At 60.8% G+C, this 21,133-nt stretch carries 15 protein-coding genes and 3 pseudogenes; 3 read left to right on the top strand and 15 right to left on the bottom strand.

All coding sequences use genetic code 11. From position 1 onward, the window contains the following. The 3 genes from EOC93_RS02745 to EOC93_RS02730 all read right to left on the bottom strand — a co-directional run. The coding region (locus EOC93_RS02745) for a class I tRNA ligase family protein (RefSeq protein WP_164759021.1) at positions 1 to 1,372 on the bottom strand (1,372 nt) is incomplete at its 3' end. Further along, positions 1,336 to 2,694 (bottom strand): SidA/IucD/PvdA family monooxygenase, encoded by a 1,359-nt coding sequence (locus EOC93_RS02740; protein ID WP_127203781.1) that lies wholly within the window; start codon positions 2,692 to 2,694, stop codon positions 1,336 to 1,338. The genes EOC93_RS02740 and EOC93_RS02745, both read right to left, overlap by 37 nt. 1,179 nt (positions 2,695 to 3,873) lie before the next feature. Continuing rightward, positions 3,874 to 5,109, bottom strand: coding sequence for an MFS transporter (locus EOC93_RS02730; RefSeq protein WP_126104954.1), 1,236 nt, complete (start codon positions 5,107 to 5,109; stop codon positions 3,874 to 3,876). Positions 5,110 to 5,502: 393 nt separating this feature from the next. Here EOC93_RS02730 and EOC93_RS02725 point away from each other — a divergent pair. After that, positions 5,503 to 5,733, top strand: a pseudogene (locus tag EOC93_RS02725) (IS21 family transposase); the annotation flags it as partial. A 161-nt stretch (positions 5,734 to 5,894) separates the two neighbouring features. Here EOC93_RS02725 and EOC93_RS34575 read toward each other — a convergent pair. Further along, positions 5,895 to 6,362: an extracellular solute-binding protein gene (locus tag EOC93_RS34575; protein ID WP_245458162.1), complete on the bottom strand. Its 468-nt coding sequence runs from the start codon at positions 6,360 to 6,362 to the stop codon at positions 5,895 to 5,897. Between the two features lie 925 nt (positions 6,363 to 7,287). On the opposite strand from EOC93_RS34575, the pseudogene EOC93_RS02715 reads away from it, so the two are divergent. Continuing rightward, positions 7,288 to 7,483: pseudogene (locus EOC93_RS02715) on the top strand (insulinase family protein); the annotation flags it as partial. A 57-nt stretch (positions 7,484 to 7,540) separates the two neighbouring features. Next, positions 7,541 to 8,599: a class I SAM-dependent methyltransferase gene (locus EOC93_RS02710; protein WP_095487025.1), complete on the top strand. Its 1,059-nt coding sequence runs from the start codon at positions 7,541 to 7,543 to the stop codon at positions 8,597 to 8,599. A gap of 441 nt (positions 8,600 to 9,040) precedes the next feature. Here the strand turns inward: EOC93_RS02710 and EOC93_RS02705 are convergent, their stop codons facing one another. From EOC93_RS02705 to EOC93_RS02655, 11 genes and pseudogenes are all read right to left on the bottom strand, one after another. Next, the gene (locus tag EOC93_RS02705; protein ID WP_126104953.1) at positions 9,041 to 10,471 is read right to left on the bottom strand and encodes an FAD/NAD(P)-binding protein; all 1,431 of its coding nucleotides are present in this window, start codon (positions 10,469 to 10,471) and stop codon (positions 9,041 to 9,043) included. Further along, entirely contained in the window at positions 10,468 to 11,643 is a 1,176-nt protein-coding gene (gene ssuD, locus EOC93_RS02700) for an FMNH2-dependent alkanesulfonate monooxygenase (RefSeq protein ID WP_127203779.1), read from the bottom strand. The genes EOC93_RS02705 and ssuD overlap by 4 nt, the downstream gene beginning before the upstream one ends. A gap of 30 nt (positions 11,644 to 11,673) precedes the next feature. Next, positions 11,674 to 12,921: an SfnB family sulfur acquisition oxidoreductase gene (locus EOC93_RS02695; RefSeq protein ID WP_127203778.1), complete on the bottom strand. Its 1,248-nt coding sequence runs from the start codon at positions 12,919 to 12,921 to the stop codon at positions 11,674 to 11,676. Further along, on the bottom strand, positions 12,918 to 13,709 hold the full coding sequence (locus EOC93_RS02690; RefSeq protein WP_127203777.1) for an ABC transporter ATP-binding protein: 792 nt from the start codon (positions 13,707 to 13,709) through the stop codon (positions 12,918 to 12,920). Before EOC93_RS02690 ends, EOC93_RS02695 begins: the two co-directional genes overlap by 4 nt. 65 nt (positions 13,710 to 13,774) lie before the next feature. Further along, positions 13,775 to 15,106 carry an ABC transporter substrate-binding protein gene (locus tag EOC93_RS02685; protein WP_127203776.1) on the bottom strand — a complete coding sequence of 444 codons (1,332 nt, stop codon included), beginning with the start codon at positions 15,104 to 15,106 and terminating at the stop codon, positions 13,775 to 13,777. A 49-nt stretch (positions 15,107 to 15,155) separates the two neighbouring features. After that, the gene (locus EOC93_RS02680; protein ID WP_095487013.1) at positions 15,156 to 16,205 is read right to left on the bottom strand and encodes a branched-chain amino acid ABC transporter permease; all 1,050 of its coding nucleotides are present in this window, start codon (positions 16,203 to 16,205) and stop codon (positions 15,156 to 15,158) included. A gap of 3 nt (positions 16,206 to 16,208) precedes the next feature. Next, the gene (locus EOC93_RS02675; RefSeq protein WP_095487011.1) at positions 16,209 to 17,105 is read right to left on the bottom strand and encodes a branched-chain amino acid ABC transporter permease; all 897 of its coding nucleotides are present in this window, start codon (positions 17,103 to 17,105) and stop codon (positions 16,209 to 16,211) included. Next, complete coding sequence (locus tag EOC93_RS02670) at positions 17,105 to 18,007, bottom strand: ABC transporter ATP-binding protein (protein ID WP_127203775.1); 903 nt, start codon at positions 18,005 to 18,007, stop codon at positions 17,105 to 17,107. Before EOC93_RS02670 ends, EOC93_RS02675 begins: the two co-directional genes overlap by 1 nt. A 55-nt stretch (positions 18,008 to 18,062) precedes the next feature. After that, the gene (gene sfnG, locus EOC93_RS02665; protein WP_095487007.1) at positions 18,063 to 19,163 is read right to left on the bottom strand and encodes a dimethylsulfone monooxygenase SfnG; all 1,101 of its coding nucleotides are present in this window, start codon (positions 19,161 to 19,163) and stop codon (positions 18,063 to 18,065) included. Positions 19,164 to 19,188: 25 nt separating this feature from the next. Further along, positions 19,189 to 19,758, bottom strand: a complete 570-nt coding sequence (gene msuE / locus EOC93_RS02660; protein ID WP_095487005.1) for an FMN reductase — start codon at positions 19,756 to 19,758, stop codon at positions 19,189 to 19,191. 562 nt (positions 19,759 to 20,320) lie between these two features. Further along, a pseudogene (locus tag EOC93_RS02655) lies at positions 20,321 to 20,925 on the bottom strand (SMC-Scp complex subunit ScpB). Positions 20,926 to 21,133: the final 208 nt, after the last annotated feature.

Genomic DNA, 21,133 nt, shown 5'->3' with positions numbered 1-21,133 from the left:
CGAAAATCCGTCGGGGGAGCATCTCATGGAGATCAAGCGCCGAAAGTACCCCGGGAATAACCAACAGACGTCCGAAGGCGTTGTCCGCCCCGAAGAGAATGTCCAGCTCCGGCATCTCGTCCCGTGGGATTTGGTACCAGAAGGCGGGGCATCCGCTCTTTTCTCTTATCGTTTCTAAGGCGAGCAAGTGCCGAGGCACGTGTTCCATGGTGATGGTAAACCGCTGGCATTCAAATCCTGGGATTGGAATCCGAATTCCCTCCCGGTTTGGGTTTGAGATGCAGACCGCCGGAAGCCCCCGGGACAGCCAGGACTCGATATAGAGCTTGGCGTAAATGGGCAGGAAGTTCCGCGAGGCGAAGGATTCGAGTGCGTCATGCAATGGAGCGAGGTTCAGGAAAAGGCGCTTCAGGGGACGACGTTCCAGCGAGCGCCCGTCGAGATCGACCGGATCCTGGAGTTCGGCATCGAGGACCAGCGCGCCGCAATCCTCGCATTCGTGACCGGAGGAATAGCCGCCGCAATATGGACATTTGCCGTGGACGAAGGCGTCCACCTTGAAGCGCCCACTTTGGACGTCATACGGGACCAAATGCTCTCTTTCAGCGATCAGGCCCTTGCTGCAAAGTCGCTTGAAGACCTCGAGAACGACCGCCTTGCCGCGGCGGTCAGGCTTTGTCCCAAGGAAAATATCCGAAACTGCATTGAGCCGATGCAGAGCCTCCTGGAAAGAAGCCGTGTTTTTCTCGGCCAGCTGGTAGTATTCCAGTCCAGCAGCGTCGGCCGCAATTGCAATGTGCTCAAGGTGACCGTGCGTGCCCTGCAGCACGAAAACCTGTCGGCCGCCGGTTTCGGCAATTCGGCGCAACACATCCGCGTAGAGGAACGGTCCTGAGGCATGACCTATATGCATGTTCCCATTCGGGGTAAGCATTGCGGGCACCAGCAGCAGCGGTCTGCTCTTTCCTATCGCTTCGGTCGTGGAAGTCGCCTCTTCGAAGGCTGCGCGGCTGTGCCACCACACTGTCTGCATGACTGCACCGCTGTCCAAAGCCTCAATCCTGTGCCTGCTCAGCGGGTCCATCCTAATGCTCTCTCCGCCAAGCAGCAGGAACGTCTTTTCGTCTAGATGAATTCGAACGCCGCCAGAGATCACCGTCCAAAATTCGACTTCCGTATGGTTGTGACGGCAAGTGGTCGCGCCTGGACTGAGCTTCAGTAGTCGGATGGAAACGTCGCCCCCTTCCGGGAAGGGATCATGCATGACGATGCCCCCTTCGATCGAGATGGGGACCGCGCGTGTTTCATTTTTGAGATCTATTACTTGCGAACACATCATTTCGTTTCCTCTCTCGAATTTCGGGTTGGCCATGCCGCTGGCAAGGTCTCGGGGCGACCTTGAGCAGGTTGAAGCACGTGCCCGTCTTCCAGCGCCCTCGCCACCACCGCAGCCCGTTCGGCCAGACCGCCGAGTGTGTGCTCCGTTGGGCCCCGAAGGCCAAAAGAGTGGTTCACCAAGAAAACGCGAGGTTTCGGACCGGTGAGACACGATTCTGGCATCTGATCGAGTCCCACTTCGAAGGACTCGTCGACAACGACGTCGGCATCTTCCATTCGCGGTTGCAGCAGTTGGAAGAATGATAGATGGCGACGGTTTGAAAAGCCCGTCGCGCATACCAGGAGTTCAATTTCAAGCCTCGTCGAGTCCGGCCTGCCTCCGATTCCGCGAAGGTCAAGACGAAGACCATTCTCGAGACGCTTTGCCGCCGTGATTTCAGTATACGGGAACAGCCTGAGCCTGTCGCGCCCGCACGCCTGGTCCTCGAATCGAAGATCGTAGATGCTTTTGAGGACGTCCTTGGTGACGGTGGAGAAGTTCGTGTTCCTCGTGTCGGAAAGAAACCTCTTGCGATCTTCGAATGGCAACTCCGCGAACTTCAGTGAGTGTGGATAAGTGTAGAAATCATTTACGAACGGGTTGTCATCCGTCTGTTCGAAGAGGTGGCGCCGACCAACGACGATAACTTCCGACACTTCCCGGTGTTGGAGCAGGAATCTGACTATCTCGCCGGCGCTTTGCCCGGACCCGACGACCGCAACGCGAGCATTAGCGTTGATCATTCCCTCGTTCGCATGGGATAGGAAGAAGTTTGAATGCACCACGCGGCCGGAGTCGACGGCCAGTTCTTCGGGGATGTATGGCTCATGCCCAAGGCTGACGACCACGTCGTCTGCCTCGATTTCTGAAACATCTCCGCTCGAGACATCCCTGGTCATGACGACAAGGGTTTGGGTTCCCGACGGCTTCTCGTGCAACCTGACCGCCACCGCCTCCTTGCCGAAAGAAATCTTGTTCGCAAAGAACCGGCTTACCCAGACCAGATAGTCGGAAAACAGCTTCCTTGAAGGATACAGATTGTTCGTATGAATGAAGTGATAGAGAAGCTCCTTCTCACGCAGGAACGAGAAAAAAGTGAATGGGCTTGCCGGATTCCTCAGGAACGCCAGGTCCTTGAACAACGATACTTGGAGCATCGAATCCTCGAAAGCGATGCCCGGGTGCCATTCTGCGCTGTCGCGGCGCTCAAGGACTTCCAGCGAATCCAGAACTGAGGATCCCCGCTCCTTGAGGCAGGTCAGCAGTGCCAGGTTTGCTGGTCCGCTCCCCACGAGTAGTGTCTTTCGTCTTTGCATGCCCGGCTCCCAAAATCGTGCTTGTTTCCAACAGCCCGGTCGCGCGCTCGGCTAAGACAGCGATCCGGCTTCTCCTCAGTTGCTCGAGGGCCATCGCGGCGACATCGGCGAGCGCGGCTTTGCCGGGGTGTATGGGACCCCGCAACTGTTGACGCGTGACGCATTCCACGGCTGCGGCCACCGGAACTGCGGTGGCGATAGCCATGCTTGAGATGCCTCGCTCCTGAAGCTCGGAGCGCAGGATGCACGTCCAGCGGCCAACCCGCCCTTGGCGATCCTCAATTGCGATGTTAAGGACGACCTGGTCGCCATCGTCATTTGGGCTCTGGCGACTTAAAAGCGCCTCCGTGACCTCCTTAACCTGCAGGCGCGCGCTCCCGATTTCGATCTCCTCATCGGACAGCAGCCCGAGGCGATGCAACATCCGAACGCCATCCGCAAAGCCAGGCCACCGCACAGTCAATTGTCGAAGCGTTGGAATGCTAGGATGAGCGCCTTCAGCCGTCGACGAAACCATTGCATCATCGTATGCTTCGAGAAGGCCGACGCCATCCACGAACAGCTGAGATACGCTTTCGAATCGATTTCGCGTTACGGCTTGGCCATCGATTCGAGCCAACGCGAGCCTCTGCTCTATGGGCAGCCGACGCCCAAAAGCAAGAGCATAGTTCAGCGGAGGTTCCGGAATTATGGGAATCCCTCCGCAATGAGTTACTATGCTCTCTATGTCCTTTATTTCAGCCGCAACCAGCGAGACTAAAGATTCAACCAGTCCTGGTTCGAGACCCGCTCCCAAGACTACGGGCGGACCGTTAGGCGGTACCCGGAGAATGTCAGGATCCCCAGGGCTCGGCCTGCCCACGCAAATAATAGGGGTGTGTAGACCTGCCTCGTGCGTTTGGTGCAAAAGCTTGCCGACCAAAACTCGGGAATCTCTCCAAGACGTAGCCATGATCAGCGATCGGGCTTGAACCGAGAGAGCGGATGGACCCAACGACACGTCGAAGCGGACGTTTTCGAGATTGCCCAGAAGCCGTTGCGCCACGGCAAGCGCAGAATGGCTCCTGTCAATCAGGACAACGAACGAGTCCGGCTGGTCCGCAAGTTGCAGCGCCACTGCCCGACCGACCGGCCCGGCTCCGATGACGACGTGTGATCTCCCGTGCATAGTGCCCTGCTTCAGCCTTTTCTGCCAACTACGGTCGGGGTCGGCTTGCGCCGGATCGTGCGATAGCCAAGGAGAGCGATAGCCGTTTGCAGTAGAGCCAAGCCGGCAATCAACAGCGTCAGCGTGTCGTATCCCAGCTGGACTGAGACGAGCCCGGCGGCGAAGGGGAAGAAATACAGGCCAAGAAAATAGGAAAGGCTGAAGATGATCTGCACCAAAGTCCGGGACTGCGGCGCAGTCACGCGGACGGCTTCTGCCTGCATCAGGGGATAGGATAGCCCATAAGTTATGCCGGTCGCCAGCGATGCCATTGCGTAAACGACGGGGTGGCCCGGGGAGTAGTGAAAAACGAGAAGCGAAACGACCATCCCGCCCAGGAGTAGCGGCAACGTGCGGTCGGCCGCACTGCGGGTTACGCGCGGACCAATTGCAAATCTGGAGCCGACTACTCCTATGGCCCAAAAGCCAAAGAATATTTCGTACGGAAGACCTGAATTGTTAGCAAATAGAGCCTGGAAGTTTATCAAAGTAGTGTAAATGCTTCCCGACAACAGTACAAGAACAAAAAACAGAGCAGATTTGCTGAAGAGGAGACCGAAAAGGTCGCGCGCAATCGAGGCGTTATTCGGAATATCGGCTTCGCGGATGTTCGCCGCACGTTGCGCTGCCCACGATGACAACGCTGACCCTGCCGTCGCCGCGAGCATTGCCAGAATGAACATATCCAGCGTGCCCAAGCCGGCGTACCGGGCAAGGAGGCTGCTCAGCAGCGGTCCGCAGGTTAACCCTAAGGTGGAGAATGCAGAGTAGGCCATGAAGCTCGATGGCCGGTCTGCATCGCTTGAGAGGGCGGAAATGCATATCGAGCCCATAGTGAAGTGCAGCGCCCATCCGCTTGATTGCAGCATGTAGCTGAGGAAGTAGGGGAATGTCGCGCGCACCCCCGACAATTCGTTCAAGAGTATGGTCGCGCAGGCTGCTGCATAGAGAAGCCCGCCGATGGGTGCGAGCCTCCGCACACTAAACTGGCGTGTCAGCGTAGGACTGATCAAAACTATGAATATAGCGACCGCCATGCCTGCTGCTGAGATCGAACCAAAAAAGATCTCGTCGCGATCAACCGACAACAGGTAGACTGGAAACAGCGCAAAAACGCCCATCGCGAAGGAAATCAGAGATCGTTCAGCAATGAACATGCGCCTGTACCACAAACGGCGATTAATGATCGAGATGCTGCGAGCGTTCATTTTGTTAGGCCGTGAAATTGTACTTTGCGTCGGGCAGGATGAAGATAAATTATGTATTCAAATATGATTCGCGTTTTTGGTGCGACCATTGTCATGGTCGAAGGAATACGTTTCCTTAGATCGAGAGCCTGAAGCATTGCGGTCCTTCGCCTGTTCATCGTGGCTACCCGTGACACGAGTTATGGCCGGCAGCTGTTGCCCGCCCGGCAACGAAGGCTCTCAAGAGTCATGCCAGTTTGCTTGATTGAGCTGAAGAAGGAACTTTGTGATTGCTTTTCAGTTGATTAGCCCGAGGCAAAGCAAGAGATCGACTGAAAATGGCCATATCGCAAACTCGACAAACCCGACAAAAGATGTCGGATGGCGTTGTTGAAACTGCTCCGCTCTGACCTCGCCGAGGCGACCTGGAGCCAGACCCTGCCGGACTGGATTGGCTCGCATGTGCGCATGTTCCGCTTCTTTGGCGGCGTCCCGCGCCTGATTGTTCCCGACAACCTGAAGTCCGGTGTGAACCGCGCAAGCTTTTACGATCCGGAGATCAACCGCAGCTTCGGCATGATGGCTTCCCACTACGGTGTCGGCGTTCTGCCGGCGCGACCGAAGCGACCGAAGGATAAGGAGCAGGCATCACGATGCTCCTTGTTGGAGTTGTTGAGCGACAATTAATCTGGGCGGACGACCACCCCTTGAGCGCCACCTGCTTGGAGGTGGCCCACTGGATGAACAGCCAGGCCGCGCCCTTCTTTTCGGAAGCCGCGTTCATGGCGAGAGCCCAGATCCAGATGTTAGAATCGAAGCTCGTGGCGTTCGGTGCGTGCAGCGGCGGAGCGAAGGCGATCTTCGCCAGATGCCGGCTTCCCCGCAACATCGTTCCAGAAGCCGAACATATTTGAGTCGATCGCCATCGGGGTGCGGCCGGCCATTTCCGGCGGAGACGTCGGAACCGCGATGTTATACTTCTCCAAGGTATCCTTGCGGTAGAACAGCTGGATGTTCTCAAATGCATGCGGGATTGCCCAGATCTGGCCGCCCTCCCCCGTTGCGATCTGACCGGCTTCCATCTTCCAGGTAAGCGCCGCACGCAGGCTCGGGAAGAAGTCGTTGTAGTCGTATCCAGCATCGGTAAGCTTCGGATCGCTCAGGTATTTGTCCAGCGGCTCCAGGGTGCCACTCGAAGCGAGGTCCCACGCGGGCTGAATGCCAGTGCCGAACACATCCCATGCTGGCGACTTCGTCGTCAGTTGGATCGTCATCTTGTTCCAGTAAGAATTGTCTGGGTAGAGTTCCGGCGTGACCTTGATGCCGGGTCAGCTTCTCGAACTCCGGAAGTTGCGCAGCGAGAGCATCCGCATAGGGGTGGATGTCGTAGGCCCAAGTTATGCTGGTCCCTTCGAATTGACGCCAGTTCACGGTATCGGCAGCGGCCGAATTAGTGAGCGATGCCGAGACGGCAAAAAACGCCAAGTCAAAAGCAAGCTGTTTGCGTAGCGACGCGCATCTGTAACGAGTACGGGGAATGAGCGACCCATGTAATCCTCCCTGGGGCATTTTGCCAATTTTTGGGTCCACTCCTCCATCCCGAGTTCGCCCATAGCCACAATAAGCGGTTTCCAACCACCTCGCTCTGAATGCACCAGGCCAACTGGGTAAAAACGGGTAACCGGCACTTAAAGGCGTTGTAGTATCGCCACCAGAAATACTGCTCCGTGGTGCTGGCCTTTGCCTGGGGGCGCAACACGGCAACTACCTGCTCAAAACGGTTGGTCCTCTACCTCTTATTCACCGTCGCTTTCCTCGCGGCCTAACCCGGCCGGAATATCCGTTGCCAGAGGAAGGCCTCGCGGCCGGTTCGAGGCGCATCCCTCCTCCGAAGCAGCACGCTCAAGTATCGTCACAAGCCCCGAGCGCTTCGCGTTCGGCAATGTCCAAATTCCGACAATGTCGGATACAGTCAGATCTACTGGATTGCGTTTGAATGGTTTTCTCATTTGGCACAGTACATGCGGGTCATCCGCAAACACGTGACCGATTAACAAGAATTCGCATGATCACCTTACCAGAATATACAGCCGCCGCGGAACAATCACTTGGCCCCTGATCGCCCGCCCCGGCACCACAACCGGAGTCATCGATGTTCTGACGGGCTGCCCAAGGATACCTGCTGCAACAGGGCTTGCCCTGGTGACGACCACTCCGGCTCCGCCGGTTACCGACGAGGGCAAATGACGGATTTCCTGCTTTTCAACGGCATGGAGGTGGCTGTCATTCCCGACCACCGCGCCGGTCGTCACCCATATGGTCTGGTGCAGGATCGGCAGCGCGGATGAGCCGCCGGGGATATCTGCATGTCTTCGAGCATCTGATGCTCAAGGCGCCTCATGACGAGCACGGCTCCGTCGCCTGGAGAGATTGAACCCAAAGGGAGATTCAGATGTCTGAAGCGAATCAGGAAAAGTTGGACGCATTCTTGGGGAAAATGGTCGGCGATCTCGGTGCGATCGCAACGGGCGCGGGAGTCCTGCTGGGGGACAGACTCGGCCTGTTCAAGGCATTGCGCGAAGGCGGCAAGATGACGGCCGCCGAACTTTCGACACGCACCGGCACCCAGGAACGCCTCGTAAGGGAATGGCTTTCCGGGCAGGCGGCGGCGGGCTACGTCGACTACGACGAAGCGAGCGACAAATTCTATCTCAACGCCGAGCAAGAGCTGGTGTTCGCCGATGAAGACAGCCCGGCCTTCATGGCAGGCGCATTCGAGTTCCTGTCCGCGCTGTGGCTCGATGAAGAAAAGGTGAGGCAGGCATTCCAGTCCGGCAATGGCGTCGGGTGGCACGATCATAGCGCGTGTCTGTTTCGCGGTACGGAACGGTTCTTCCGTCCAGGCTACAATGCCAATCTGATCGACTCCTGGCTGCCGGCCTTGGAGGGCGTCGTCGAGAAGCTCGAACGCGGCGTGGACGTCGCGGATGTTGGATGCGGTCATGGTGCATCGACCGTGCTCATGGCACAGGCCTTCCCCAATTCGCGCTTCGTCGGCTTCGACTATCATGCCCCTTCGATTGAGCGCGCCCGCAAGGCGGCCGAGGTAGCCGGCGTCGGCGTCAACACGCGGTTCGACGTCGCGGCCGCCAAGAGCTATCCCGGAACCTACGACCTCGTCACATTCTTCGATTGCCTTCACGACATGGGCGACCCGACGGGCGCCGCCACCCATGTCCACGGATCGCTCAAGCCGGATGGCACGTGGATGATCGTCGAGCCGTTCGCGCATGATCATCTGGCGGCGAACCTCAATCCCGTCGGACGCGTTTACTATGCCGCTTCCACGTTCGTGTGCACGCCCGCGTCCGTGTCGCAGGAAGTCGGGCTCGCGCTTGGAGCCCAGGCCGGTGAGGCGAGGCTGCGCAAGGTGGTGACCGGCGGCGGCTTCAAGCGATTGCGTCGCGCCGCGGAGACACCGTTCAACATGGTGCTGGAGGCCCGCCCTTAGCGTGGCCGTCGCCAGAAATTGCAGCTCATCGCATTTGATGAAGATCACCGCCAAAAATCCGGACGCATAGGGCTTTTCAAGGCGTCTGGGTTCACGCAGAGGTCGCTGCCGAGCCGCCTTCTCTAAACCACTGAAGTCGATGTCCGGCGGCAGATTCTTTCCCTCTCTGCGGCCACAAGGCGAGCAGCCTCGCTGTAGGCGTCTTCCCGCCCAGTGCTTTCTCGACCCGCCGCGGTGGGCTGATCGTCTCGGATCGTCATCAAAGCGGTGGACGCCGGTGCGAAGTCTGGGCATGGAGATCGGCACCTCCGAGGTCGAGCGGATCTGCTAAAAGCGCCAGGAGCGGCACGCGACCAGTGGCCTATTTACGACACGATGGGCTTCCACCTTCGCAATACGCTCGGTGAGTGTCATCTGGATAGCCTCATCGTGTTTGCAGCTTCACGACGCCTTACGACGCAACGCCGTTTGGTATCCAAGCCATTGGTGGATTTCAGCGGCTATACGCTCGGCATGCGCGGTGACTTCGGGAATTCCCATCAATTCGCCAACGCTGCCGCGCGCCAGCGGCCCGCTGACGAAAATGCTGTCGGTCGGTCGGCCGGAAGTGCTGAGCGCACGGCCTTGGCTGTCGGTCGCCAGGCCAAGGCCAATCGGGTCTAGCCGGACCAGTCCCATTCGCCCGAGATCGGCAATTGCTGTGTTGGTCCGGAAAATATCGGCATGCGCCGGCCCGGTCGTGACGACCACCCTGTCGAACGTCTCGGTTGTCTGAGTGGGTTGGCGCCTTGGCCGCATCGTGACGCGAATGCGCCCGTCGACCTGCTCGGCGCCGACGATCGATGCGGCGCGATAGGCGAGCATGCCTTCGGCAACGCGGCGATCGAGCACGTCCGCGACCTGTGGCGCGATGCGGAAGCGATGCACATCCCACAGCGTGCGCAAATGGCGCACGAGGCGGCGTTGCTCGTCGAGCGGCAGGGCCTGCCAGATGATTTGTCCCTGACGTCGGACGGCATCGAGCACCGGGTGCCAGTCTTCGCCCCGACGCTTGGCATCTAGGATCGTGGCCCGGATGCGTCTGAGCATCACTGTTGCGCTGCGTGAAGGCAGACTGATGAAATCACCAATCGGGTCGACCGGGAGCACCGCGTGGCTGCGCGAACGATAACCATGACGTGACAGCGCGACGATGCGGCTACGATGCCCATTGCGGTCCAGCGTGGCAATGATGTCCGCCGACGTCAGTCCAGTGCCGACTACGAGCACATGGTCGTCGCGGCCGATCGCTTGCAGCCCTCCGAGATCATAGGGATTGGCCAACAGCCGGGCTGCAGCAGCCACGGACCGCAGGGCCGATGGCAAGGCGGGTGGCGGATGCGTCGCCGCAATCACTAGGGCGTCGGCTGCGAGCGTCCTTCCATCAGCGAGAATCAGGATGTAGCCCTGGCCACTGAGCTCGACTGACGCGACGGCGGACCTGACATGACGGATCACTTTGCCGAAGAGAAAGGGTTGGAGATAAGATTCCACGTAGCGCCCGAAAACGCGTCGCTGTGGGTAGAGTGCTCCATTTGCGGCAATAGCCTCGGCATCGTCGAGAATCGCGCCGGTCTGCTCCAGCCAATCGGCAAAGTGGCTGTCCTGGCCGGAGATCAGCGTCATTCTCGACGCCGGCACGTTGATGCGGTGTGAAGGATCGGCCGTCGAGTAGGCCAGACCATAGCCGAGCCCGTCTCTGGGCTCGACGACCACGATATCGGCAGCACCGGCGGGCAGCAGCCGCGCAAGATGAAACGCGGTCGCCGCACCGGAAAAGCCGCCACCGATGATGGCTACGACCGGTCCCCTGCCCAAGTCTCTGGCGCTCAAGACTGACTCGCGCGCGGTGCCGAAGGCCGATGGTCGCCGGCCACCGTTTCGCCGAACGGTCCCATGTTGACAGCCGTCGGGCGGGTCGAGATTTCATGATCGAGCGGCAACAACGGCAACACCAGTTCGCCGAACCGATAGGCCTCCTCCAGATGCGGATAGCCGGACAGGATAAAGCTATCGATGCCAATGCGCCGGTATTCGTCGATCCGTTCCGCAACTGTCGCCGCATCGCCGACCAGGGCGGTGCCGGCGCCGCCGCGCACCAGGCCAACGCCAGCCCACAGGTTCGGACCGATTTCGAGCTTGTCGCGGCGGCCGCCATGAAGCCGGCTCATGCGCGACTGGCCGACGGAATCCATGCGCGCGAAAACCTTCTGCGCCTCGGTTATCGTGTTGTCGTCCAGGCGGCTGATCAGGCGGTCGGCATCGGCCCAGGCCTCATCATTGGTCTCGCGGACGATGACATGCAGCCTGATGCCGAAAGTCACCTGGCGCCCGGCTTTCTCGGCAAGACCGCGCACATGGGCAATCTTTGCCGCGACGTCCGCCGGCGGTTCGCCCCAGGTCAAATATTTGTCGATCTGTTCGGCGGCGACCGCGTTACCGGCATCGGACGAGCCGCCGAAATAGAGCGGCGGATGTGGCGTCTGCACGGGCGGAAACAGTAGGCGACCGTCCTCGATACGGAAGTGCTTGCCTGCGAACGCTACGGTCTCGCCGCGAAGCACCGCCTTGTAGATGTCGAGGAATTCCCGCGTCACCTCATAGCGCTCGTCATGGCTGAGGAAGATGCCGTCGCCCTTGTTCTCGACCGGATCCCCGCCGGTGACGACGTTGATGAGCAGGCGTCCGCCGGAAATGCGGTCGAGCGTCGAGGTCATGCGCGCGGCTAGCGTCGGCGATTGCAGGCCCGGCCGGACGGCGACAAGGAAGCGAAGCCGCTGCGTCAGCGGTGCCAGCGCCGACGCCACGACCCAGCTATCTTCGCAACTGCGTCCTGTCGGCAGCAGCGCGCCATAGTAGCCGATGGCATCGGCGGCTTTCGCGACTTGGGTGAGATAGGGCAAGTCGACCGCCCTTCCCCCCTCTGAGGTGCCGAGATAGCGGCTGTCGCCATGAGTCGGCAGAAACCACAGGACCTTGATCCTGTCGGGAGTGGCAATGCTCATGAATGGTCCTCTGTGATTTGGAGGCGCTCACTAGCTCCAGGCATGGAGTGGCGGATTTACGTCGTTGAGGTAGTAGTTGCCGAGGATCGCGTATTTCCAGCGCACCGGATCGTGCAGCGTGTGGGTGCGGGCGTTGCGCCAGTGCCGGTCGAGATTGTGCTCGGCCAGCGTCGAGCGTGTGCCGGCGAGCTCGAACAGCTTGTTCGTGGCAATGATGGCGATCTCTGTGGTGAGAATCTTGGATTCGGCAACCGCGATCTGCGCTTCCGCGACGGTCTTCTCGTTCGGGTCGGCCACGGCGCGATCGACCGCAAGCCCGGCCCTTTCCAGAACCGCCTCTGCCGCGTTGGTCCGCAGGCGAAGGTCGCCAATCGCCTGGATCGTATAAGGATCCTGCCAGGCATGATCGACGCCGCTGTCGATCCAGGCGCGCGACTTGGTGCGCACGAAGCCGACAGTCTCGTCGATCGCCGCCTTGGCGATGCCGAGATCGACCGCGGCCTGGATGATCTGGAAGATGGCGCCGTCGGCCGTCGGCCTGTCGTAGCCCTTATAGCCGGGGACGAGATGCGTTTTGGGCACCTTGACATTGTCGAGCAGGACCGTGCCGGACAAAGTCGTCTTCTGTCCGAAGCTCGACCAGTCGTCGATGACCGTCAGCCCGGGCGCGCCGCGATCGGCGATGGCATACCAGGCACGCCCCTCGTCATCGAGGGCCACGATCGGCACCAGATGGGCAAGCAGAGCACCGCTCGAATAGAATTTCTGGCCGTTGACCACGACATGGTCGCCGGCGTCGACGAACTTTGTCTCGAAGTCGGCCGCGCGCTTGGAGCCGAACTCGGAGAACGCGTTGCCGAAGCGCGTGCCGGACAGCACCTCAGCGAAAAGCAGCTTCTTCTGCGCCTCGTCGGAGACGGTGCGGATAGCGGCGACGACGCCAAGATGGTTCTGCGGAATCTGGCCGAGCGACGGATCGGCCGCCGAGATGATGGTGATCACCTTCGACAGGGTCACATAGGAGAGCTCCGGCCCGCCATAGGCTTTCGGCACGTTGATCGACCACAGGCCGCTCTGCGAAAACGCATCGAGCTCTTCCTTCGGCCAGATGCGTTCACGATCCCGCTTGGAGGCATCCCTGGCGAATTCGGCGGCGAGTTTTTCGGCGACAGCGATTGCCTCGGCATCGGCCTTGATCACATGCGCCTTGGCAGAGGGTCGTTCGACCGGCGGGACGGCACTGTGGCTATCCGACGCCTGCCTGGATTGGATGGTCATGCTGCTGTCTCCTTGGGAAAATGTTGCGGTGGAAGCGGCGCGCCGCCGAGGTAGTAGGTTTTGATATCGGTGCGCTGGCGCAAGTCGGCAGCCGATCCTTCCAGCACGCTGACGCCGTTCTCGAGCACGGTGGCGCGGTCGGCGTATTTCAGCGCGACCGCCGAATTCTGTTCGGCAACGAGGATCGAAAGGCCTTCGTCGCGGTTGAGCCATTTCAGGGCGCTGAAGATCTCGTCGACGATCAGCGGTGCCAGCCCCATCGACGGCTCGTCCAGAACAAAGAGTTTCGGCCGCGACATCAGACCCCGGCCGATAGCCGTCATCTGCTGCTCGCCCCCGGAAGTGAGGCCGGACCGGGTTCGCCGCTTCTCGGCGAGCCTTGGGAAAAGTGAATAGACACGATCGAGGTCGGCCTTGACGCCAGTGCGAGAGGACGAGCGTCCGAGCGCGCCGGTGAAGAGGTTCTCTTCGACCGTCAGCGAGCGGAAGCAATGCCGGCCCTCGAGGACTTGGACAAGGCCGCTGCGGACTAGGTGCGAGGGGCTTGCCCTTGAAACATCCCCGCCACCGAAGGTGATCCGACCGGCGGTAATGGCGCCGCGCTCAGCCTGAAGGAGATTGGATACGGCGCGCAGCAGTGTCGTCTTGCCGGCACCGTTGGAGCCGAGCAGCGCGACGATCTCGCCCCTGCCAACTAACAAGTCGACGCCGTGTAGGGCGGCGATGGCGCCGTTGTAGACAGCTTCCACGCTGCTAACTGACAGTATCGGGTATTCCGGGATGGACATCGATGACTCCGCTCGGGAAGGTGGATGGCGCGGCCGGCCAGATTTGTCGGCCGCGCATACCAAATTCAGTTGCTGACCACCGCGTCGGCGTCCTCGGCCGTGCGGATCTTGATGCCCTTTTCCTTGGCATAGGCCTCGGACGACTTCTCGATGATCGGACGCAGCAGCTTCCAGTCGGGAGCGATCCAGTCGGAGACGACATTCCACTTCTTGCCGTCCCATTGCTGGAAGGTCACGTAGCCGTCACCCTCGTGATTGTCCCAGGAGACGTTGATCGAGTGGAACAGGTCCTTGGCGCCGAGTGCCTCGACGCGCGCCGGATCGAGCTTGAGATGCTCGAAGCCCCAACGCACTTCGTCGCCGGTCAGCGTGCGGTTGCCGAACTTCGCCTGTGCGATGCGGACCGCCTCGACATTAAGGATGCCATTGACGATGCCGAGATTATGGTAGACCGAGCCGATGCGGCTCTTGTCCTCGAGATTGCCCTTGCCGGCGCCGTAGACGGTTTTGACGATCTCCTGGACCACCGGATACTGCTCGCCCGAGGCCTGGGTGGTGATGGCGGTGTAGCCCTTAGCGGCATCGCCGGCGGGGATGACGTCTTCCTCGGAGTTGGACCAGACGTTTCCGACGATATGGTCGGCCGGGAAGCCGGTCTTCTGGGCGGTTTTCAGGGCAACGGGGTTCATCACCCCCCAGCCGCGCAGCACCACGTAATCCGGATGCTCGCGCCGGATCGTCAGCCATTGCGCCTGCTGCTCGTTGCCGGGATGCGGCACCTCGATCTGCGACAGCTCGAAGCCGTATTTCTGCGAAAGCAATTCATAGATCGGGATCGTCTCCTTGCCGTAGGGCGAGCCGTGATAGAGCACCACGATCTTCTTGCCTTTGAGCTTGTCGAGGCCGCCTTTCTTGGAGGCGATGTAGTTCACGATGCCGGAGGTCTCGCTGTAGGGATTGAGCAGCAGCGGGAAGACGTAAGGGAACACGCGCCCATCTGTCGTGTCGGTGCGGCCATGGTTGATGGTTATCAGTGGAACCTTGTCATCGGTGATGCGGTCGATCATGGCGTATGCGATGCCTACGGAAAGCGGGTTCCAGGCGGCGATGCCGGGATTGCTCTTCAATCGTTCGTAGACCTCGACGCCCTTCTCGACCTCATACTGCGTCTCGCCTTCGCTCCAGGTCAGCTTGACGCCGTTGACGCCTCCGTCTCGGATGTTGATCAGGTTGAGATAGTCGATGAAGCCGCCGAAGAAGCCGGTGCCGCCGGCGGCATAGGGGCCGACGCGGTAGCTCTGCAGAGGAAAATACTGTTCGTCGGCGTGAACCGCCGTCGCGCCGAAGACGAAGGCCGTGGCGATCGCCGCCTTTCGTAGGTGACTGAAGAAGGTCATGGGTTGCATCTCCTGAGGTTGTGGTCCGTGAGAGGATGTCGAGCGGCGCTCAGCTGGACCTCGAGCCGATCCGTCGTTTCAGGCGGTCGAAGAGGGCCGACAGCCCGTTCGGTTCCGCGATGAGGAAGATGATGATGAGCGCGCCAAGCACGATGCGCTGGCTCATGTCGAGCACACCTGAATCGAACAGGCCGCCGAACACGAAGGCGCCGAGCCGGGACAGAAAGAGCGGGAAGACGACGATGAACGCCGCGCCCAGAAAGGCGCCGCGTATCGAAGCCAGCCCGCCGATGATGATGATGAACAGGATCTGGAACGAGCGGTCGAGGTTGAACCCGGCCGGCTCGACGGTGCGCAGATAGGTGAAGGCCCACAGCACGCCGGCAACGCCGATGATGAAGGACGACAGCGCGAAGGCGAGCAGCTTGGTCTTGAGCACCGGAACGCCGATGACCCGTGCCGCGGTCTCGTTGTCGCGCACGGCGATGAAGTTGCGGCCGGTGGCGCTGTTGACCAGCCTCGACACGAGCACTGTGATCAGGATCACCGTCGTCACCGAAAGCAAATAGCGGCCGGTCGCGCTGTCGAGCGAAAGACCGGCGACGGCCAGGTGCGGCGCCGAGACCACCCCGGACGGGTTGTCGTTGGAGAACCAGCCGAACTTGGTTAGCGCCCATTGCACGAAGAACTGGGCGGCGAGCGTCGAGACGGCGAGGTAGAAGCCGCGCAGCCTGAGACTGGGCAGGCCGAACACGACGCCGAAGCCGGCGGCGGAAATTCCGGCCAGGATCATGGTCACCGCCAGCGGCAGGCCTTCGACCCTAAGGTTGAAATTGTAGGCGCCGAACGCGCCCACCGCCATGAAGGCGGAAGAGCCAAGCGAGAGCTGGCCGCAATAGCCGGTCAGCAAATTGAGGCCGACCGCCGCCAGGCTGAGCGCCAGGAATGGCAGCAGGATCGCCTCGACCAGATAGCCCGAAGCATAGGCAGGGACCACGCCGTAGGCGACGACGAACAGGGCGGTCGGCAATGCCAGCTTCTGAACGAGTTTCGCCCAGTCGACTGGAAGCCTTGCGGTGTCGAGAGCTTGCACGGCCATGGTTCAGACCCTTTCGACGGTTTTCTGGCCAAACAGGCCGGAGGGGCGCACCAAAAGCACCACCAGCGCCAGCGCATAGGCGAACCAGCCCTCGATGCCGCCGCCGACGAACGGGCCGAGATAGACCTCGGCCAGCTTCTCGCTGGCGCCGATGATGAGGCCGCCAACGATGGCGCCGAGGATGGAATCGAAGCCGCCAAGCACCAGCACCGGCAGCGCCTTCAGCACGATCAGCGACAGCGAGAACTGGACGCCGAGACGCGCGCCCCACAACAGCCCGGCGACCAGCGCGACGAAGCCGGCCGCCGTCCACACGGTGCCCCAGATGCGAGGCAGCCGCAGCCCGACGGCGAGGGCCGCGAACTGATCGTCGGCGACGGCGCGAAACGCAAGGCCGATCCGCGTCCAATAGAAGAAGGCGCTGAGGCCTGCGACCATGGCGGCGGCGATCGCCGCCGCCAGCAGGTCGAAGGACGAGATCAGTACGCCGCCGACCTCGAAGGGGGTGTCGTCGATGCCGAGGTCGAGCCCGTGCACCTGCGTGCCCCAGATAAGCTGGGCGGCACCTTCGATGATGTAGGAGAGGCCCAGCGTCGCCATGAACAGCGTCATCGGCGAGCGGTTGACCAGCGGCCTGAGCACGGTCCGCTCGATGGTGAAGCCGAGCGCGACCATGACCGCGAAGGTGATGAGCAGCGAAAGCGCGAAAGGGACGCGGCGTTCGACCAGGCTGACGAAAGTGAGTGCTGCAAACAGCACCATCGAGCCTTGCGCGAAGTTCAGCACGCCCGAGGTCTTGTAGATCAGCACGAATCCGATGGCGACGAGCGAGTACATGACGCCCGACAGCAGGCCTCCGACCAGCACCTCGATGACGAAGAGGAAATCATAGTAGCTCATCAGATGCCCTCGCCGTCTTCGCCCTCGGCGGTGCCGAGATAGGCCCGGATCACCGCAGGATCGGCGCGCACCTCGGCCGGCGTGCCGTCGGCGATCTTGCGGCCGTAGTCGAGCACGGCGACGCGGTCGGAGAGGCCCATGACAACGCCGATGTCGTGCTCGATCAGGATGATGGTGACGCCGTGCCGGTCGCGCGCGGCGCGCACGAAGCCGGCCATCTCGGCCTTCTCGGTCGCCGTCATGCCGGCCATCGGCTCGTCGAGCAGCAGCAGCTTCGGCTCGGCGACCAGCGCGCGCGCCAGCTCGACCCGCTTCTGCAGGCCGTAAGGCAAGGTGGCGACGAGGCGGTCGGCGACGCTTTCGAGATGCAGGAAGGCGACTATCTGATCGGTCTTTTCGGCGATCATGGCATCCTCGCGCCGGGCGCGTGGCAGGCCTGCAATGTGTTCGACAAAACTGGCGTGCCTGGTGTGGACGCGGCCGGACGCGATGTTGTCACGCACCGAAAGCCCGCCGAACAGCGCCAGGTTTTGGAAGGTTCGTGCAACGCCCAGTCGCGCCAGACGGTTCGCCGGCACCCGGGCAAATGGCTGTCCGTCGATCGTGATCGTGCCGTGGTCGGCGTGGTAGAGGCCGCTGATGATGTTGATCAGCGAGGATTTGCCGGCGCCGTTGGGGCCGATCACCGCGCGGATCTCGCCGCTCTTGACCTCAAGGTCGACATCGCTCAATGCCGTGACGCCGCCAAAGGAAATACCGATCCCATTCAGCGTCAGGATCGCATCAGCCTTTGCCGACAGGCGCGCCCGGCGCGTGTCCTCCACGGGGCCAACACCAGCAAGAATGCGGGAAATTTCGGGCGCGCGCTCGTATGCGGCGGCTCCCAGCGAAGCACCAATCATGAAACGTCCCTGTTTTTGAAGGAGAGCTGGCGGCGGCCCGAAGGCCGCGCCTGACCTATTCCGCGGCGACAAGCTCCCTGTCGCGAGCTGCTTCCAGTTCGCGCACCAATGGGATGACGCGCTTGCCGAAGAACTCGACCTCTTCCTGGAAATGCAGGAAGCCGAGCAGGATCAGGTCGGCGCCGGCATCCTTGAGCTTCAGGATGCGTTCGGCGATCTGTTCAGGCGTGCCGATGAGATTGCTGCGGAAGCCGTCATTGTATTGCACGAGATCCTCGAAGGAGGATTTCGCCCAATTGCCTTCGCCTTCCGGCGAGGCCTTGCCGGCATTCTTGACCTGATCGGCAAAGCCCTGCACCGCCTCCGGATTCGCCTTGGCGATGATCTCGTCGAGCACGGCGCGCGCTTCCTGCTCGCTCTCGCGGGCGATGGCGAAAGCGTTGACGCCGATCCTAACCTTGTGGCCGTTGGCTTTCGCCTTGGTGCGGATGTCGTCGACCTGCTTCCGGATCTCCTCCGGGGTATTGCCGTTGGTGAAATACCAATCGGAGACACGAGACGCCATGTCGCGAGCGGCTCGCGACGAGCCGCCTTGGAATATCTCGGGCAAGGGCTCGATCGGCTTCGGCTTCATGGAATAGTTGGTGAAGCGGTAGAAATCGCCCTTCAGCGTGAAACTGTCTTCCGTCCAGATGCCGCGCAACGCTCGGATAAATTCCTCCGACCGGCGATAGCGCTCGTCATGATCGAGCCAGAGTTCGCCAATCGCGGCGAACTCGCCTCGGAACCAGCCGCTGACGACATTGACGGAGACGCGGCCATTGGTCAGGTGGTTGATGGTAGCGATCTGCTTGGCCGCCAGCGCAGGGTTCCACGGGCCGGGCAGGATCGCTGCGATAACCTTCAGCGTTGTGGTCGCGGCAAGCAAGGCATGGCTGAACGAGACTGATTCGTGCTGGTTGTCGGCCCCATAGCCGGCCGTGAAACGGATCTGGCTCAGCGCATAGTCGAACCCGTTGGCCTCGGCAATCTGGGCGAGCTTGCGGTTGTAGTCGATATCCCAACCTGTCCGCTGCTCAATGTTGGAGATCACCAGGCCGCCGGAAACATTCGGGACCCAGTAGGCGAATTTGATGGCGTCGGAATGCGAACTCATGTCGTCGTTTCCCCTGTTGATTGGCTCAGCCGACGCGGGTGGCGACGGCAGCATTTGCGTGACTGGAGTTGAGCAAGGAGACCGCGTCGGTGGCAGCCCTTGCAATGCGCTCGATGATGGCTGCGCCGACGATTTCGCCATCGACGAAATCGTCGGGCGCGCCGTAGACGCCCGTAGGGACGGTGACAGCGCCAAAAAAGCCGAACAATGGCCGGAGCTGATGTTCGAGGACCAGGCCATGGTATGGGCTCCCGCCGGTCGCGGCGAGAAGCACGGTCTTGCCCGTCAACGCGCGATAATCGACCAGGTCGAACAGGTGCTTGAGGGCGCCAGTGTAGGAAGCCCTATAGACAGGCGTTCCGACCACGAGCAAATCGGCCTTCTCGACACGCTGGATAATCGCTTCTCCAGATGCGCCAAGTGCGCCGCGGGATAGTCCGGCGAAAAGTGAGGGTGCCGCCTCCGTGATCTCGATCAGACCGGTGTCTGCAGGCACGCGCAACGCGACCGCCTTGACCAGCGCATTGACCACCGCCGTGGTACGGGACGGGTTGCTTACGCCGCCCGATATTCCGAGAACCGATAATCGTGCCAAGTCATCAATCTCCCACACTTTGCATGCGCGCTAGGCCGCACCAAACCAGATCAAACGATATTCTATTAAATCTGTAGAGCTAAGGTACTTTGTTCTGATGTTTTGACGTCAATGGGAAAAACGGCGCTGTTACCCACATGGCAAAGGGGTGGAATCTTTAACGATCGGCTAAAACCCACAGTTACGACAATCAAGCTGCCGGTACCCATCGCGGTCCGTCTCTCATAAATAACTGCAGATATCGTGGAGCTTGAGACTTTAATCGCAGATCCAAAAGTGACGCCGCAGAGGCAGCTCGACCGCAGATGAGACCAAAGAAGTGACTTCGCGCCAAGCCAGAGAGCACCTGAGCACAGTAATAACTGACTGACGTACACGTCTCCTTCGCCTACCGTTTTCCAAGGACGCCAAGCTCGCAACTTGAGGCGCTTGCTACCGAAGGGTGTCGCTTCATTGTTTGATTAGACCCGCTTCTCTTTATGCGTACCGAAGATCCCGACGTTCGGCGGAGATTTGAACAGCATCACGCGCCGGCGGTCGGCTGCTGCGCGGCAGCGAGCAGCTAATCCTCGATCTCGACGTCGGCGTTGTAGTGATGGGAGGAAAAGCCGGGCACTATGGCGCCCTCCAGCAGCTTCCCCTTCGACAGAAGTCCAGCATCCTCGAGCGCCTCGAAATCCGGCAGGTCGCGCAGCGTGTCGAGCCCGAACTCCACCAGGAACTCTTTTGTCGTCACGTCGGTGTAGGGCGCGCCTGGGGTCGGGCTGCGTGGACCGGAGGCGATGAGCTTCGCACCACGCAGATGGCCGACCAGGTCGCGGCTGATCTCCTTGCCGAAGAATGGCGATAGCTCTCCACGGGTGATCGGTTGGAAATAGGCGATGCACATCAACACCAGCACGTCCGACTGGGTCAGGTCTACACCACGCACGCTGTCTCCTACGGCCTTGCCAAATGCACTGCGGATGGCGTCGGCATAGGCCGGGGCGGGTCAGGTGTTTCCAGCCGCCGGCGACGGAGACCAAATCATAGGGGCCGGCCGCGCAACTCTTCGCGGATATCGTCGATTAGCAGATCGATGCTGCAGTTCTTGCCGACGATCCGCGCCAGCGTCGCACGGCCAACGGGCTCGCTGGCTGCAAAGATCGTCGCCTCGACGCGCTGCATCCTTTCGCGCCACCGCGCCTCCGGCGGCAGATGATCCAGCTCCCGATCAAACAGCTGGTCAGCTGATCGACGGTCGTAACCCGACCAAACCCACCACTAACGTGTATGCAGCGTCCTGCGCACATATTTTACTTACGCGTAGTGGCGCGGCGTCGGAGGCCGACTGCTAGGAAGCGGTCGAGCATTGCATTCACCTGGTCAGCCACTT

The sequence above is a fragment of the Mesorhizobium sp. M6A.T.Ce.TU.002.03.1.1 genome, assembly GCF_003997275.1.
Taxonomy (GTDB): domain Bacteria; phylum Pseudomonadota; class Alphaproteobacteria; order Rhizobiales; family Rhizobiaceae; genus Mesorhizobium; species Mesorhizobium mediterraneum.
This window is presented reverse-complemented; position numbering and strand designations above follow the sequence as displayed.

Bases quoted from the DNA above. Each gene is read 5' to 3' on its own strand.
- EOC93_RS02680 (WP_095487013.1), bottom strand. From the start codon at position 16,205: ATGGCCGTGCAAGCTCTCGACACCGCAAGGCTTCCAGTCGACTGGGCG.
- EOC93_RS34575 (WP_245458162.1), bottom strand. From the start codon at position 6,362: ATGACGATCCAACTGACGACGAAGTCGCCAGCATGGGATGTGTTCGGC.
- EOC93_RS02670 (WP_127203775.1), bottom strand. From the start codon at position 18,007: ATGATTGGTGCTTCGCTGGGAGCCGCCGCATACGAGCGCGCGCCCGAA.
- EOC93_RS02710 (WP_095487025.1), top strand. From the start codon at position 7,541: ATGTCTGAAGCGAATCAGGAAAAGTTGGACGCATTCTTGGGGAAAATG.
- sfnG (WP_095487007.1), bottom strand. From the start codon at position 19,163: ATGAGTTCGCATTCCGACGCCATCAAATTCGCCTACTGGGTCCCGAAT.
- ssuD (WP_127203779.1), bottom strand. From the start codon at position 11,643: ATGAGCATTGCCACTCCCGACAGGATCAAGGTCCTGTGGTTTCTGCCG.
- EOC93_RS02730 (WP_126104954.1), bottom strand. From the start codon at position 5,109: ATGAACGCTCGCAGCATCTCGATCATTAATCGCCGTTTGTGGTACAGG.
- EOC93_RS02685 (WP_127203776.1), bottom strand. From the start codon at position 15,106: ATGACCTTCTTCAGTCACCTACGAAAGGCGGCGATCGCCACGGCCTTC.
- EOC93_RS02675 (WP_095487011.1), bottom strand. From the start codon at position 17,105: ATGAGCTACTATGATTTCCTCTTCGTCATCGAGGTGCTGGTCGGAGGC.
- EOC93_RS02695 (WP_127203778.1), bottom strand. From the start codon at position 12,921: ATGACCATCCAATCCAGGCAGGCGTCGGATAGCCACAGTGCCGTCCCG.
- EOC93_RS02740 (WP_127203781.1), bottom strand. From the start codon at position 2,694: ATGCAAAGACGAAAGACACTACTCGTGGGGAGCGGACCAGCAAACCTG.
- EOC93_RS02690 (WP_127203777.1), bottom strand. From the start codon at position 13,709: ATGTCCATCCCGGAATACCCGATACTGTCAGTTAGCAGCGTGGAAGCT.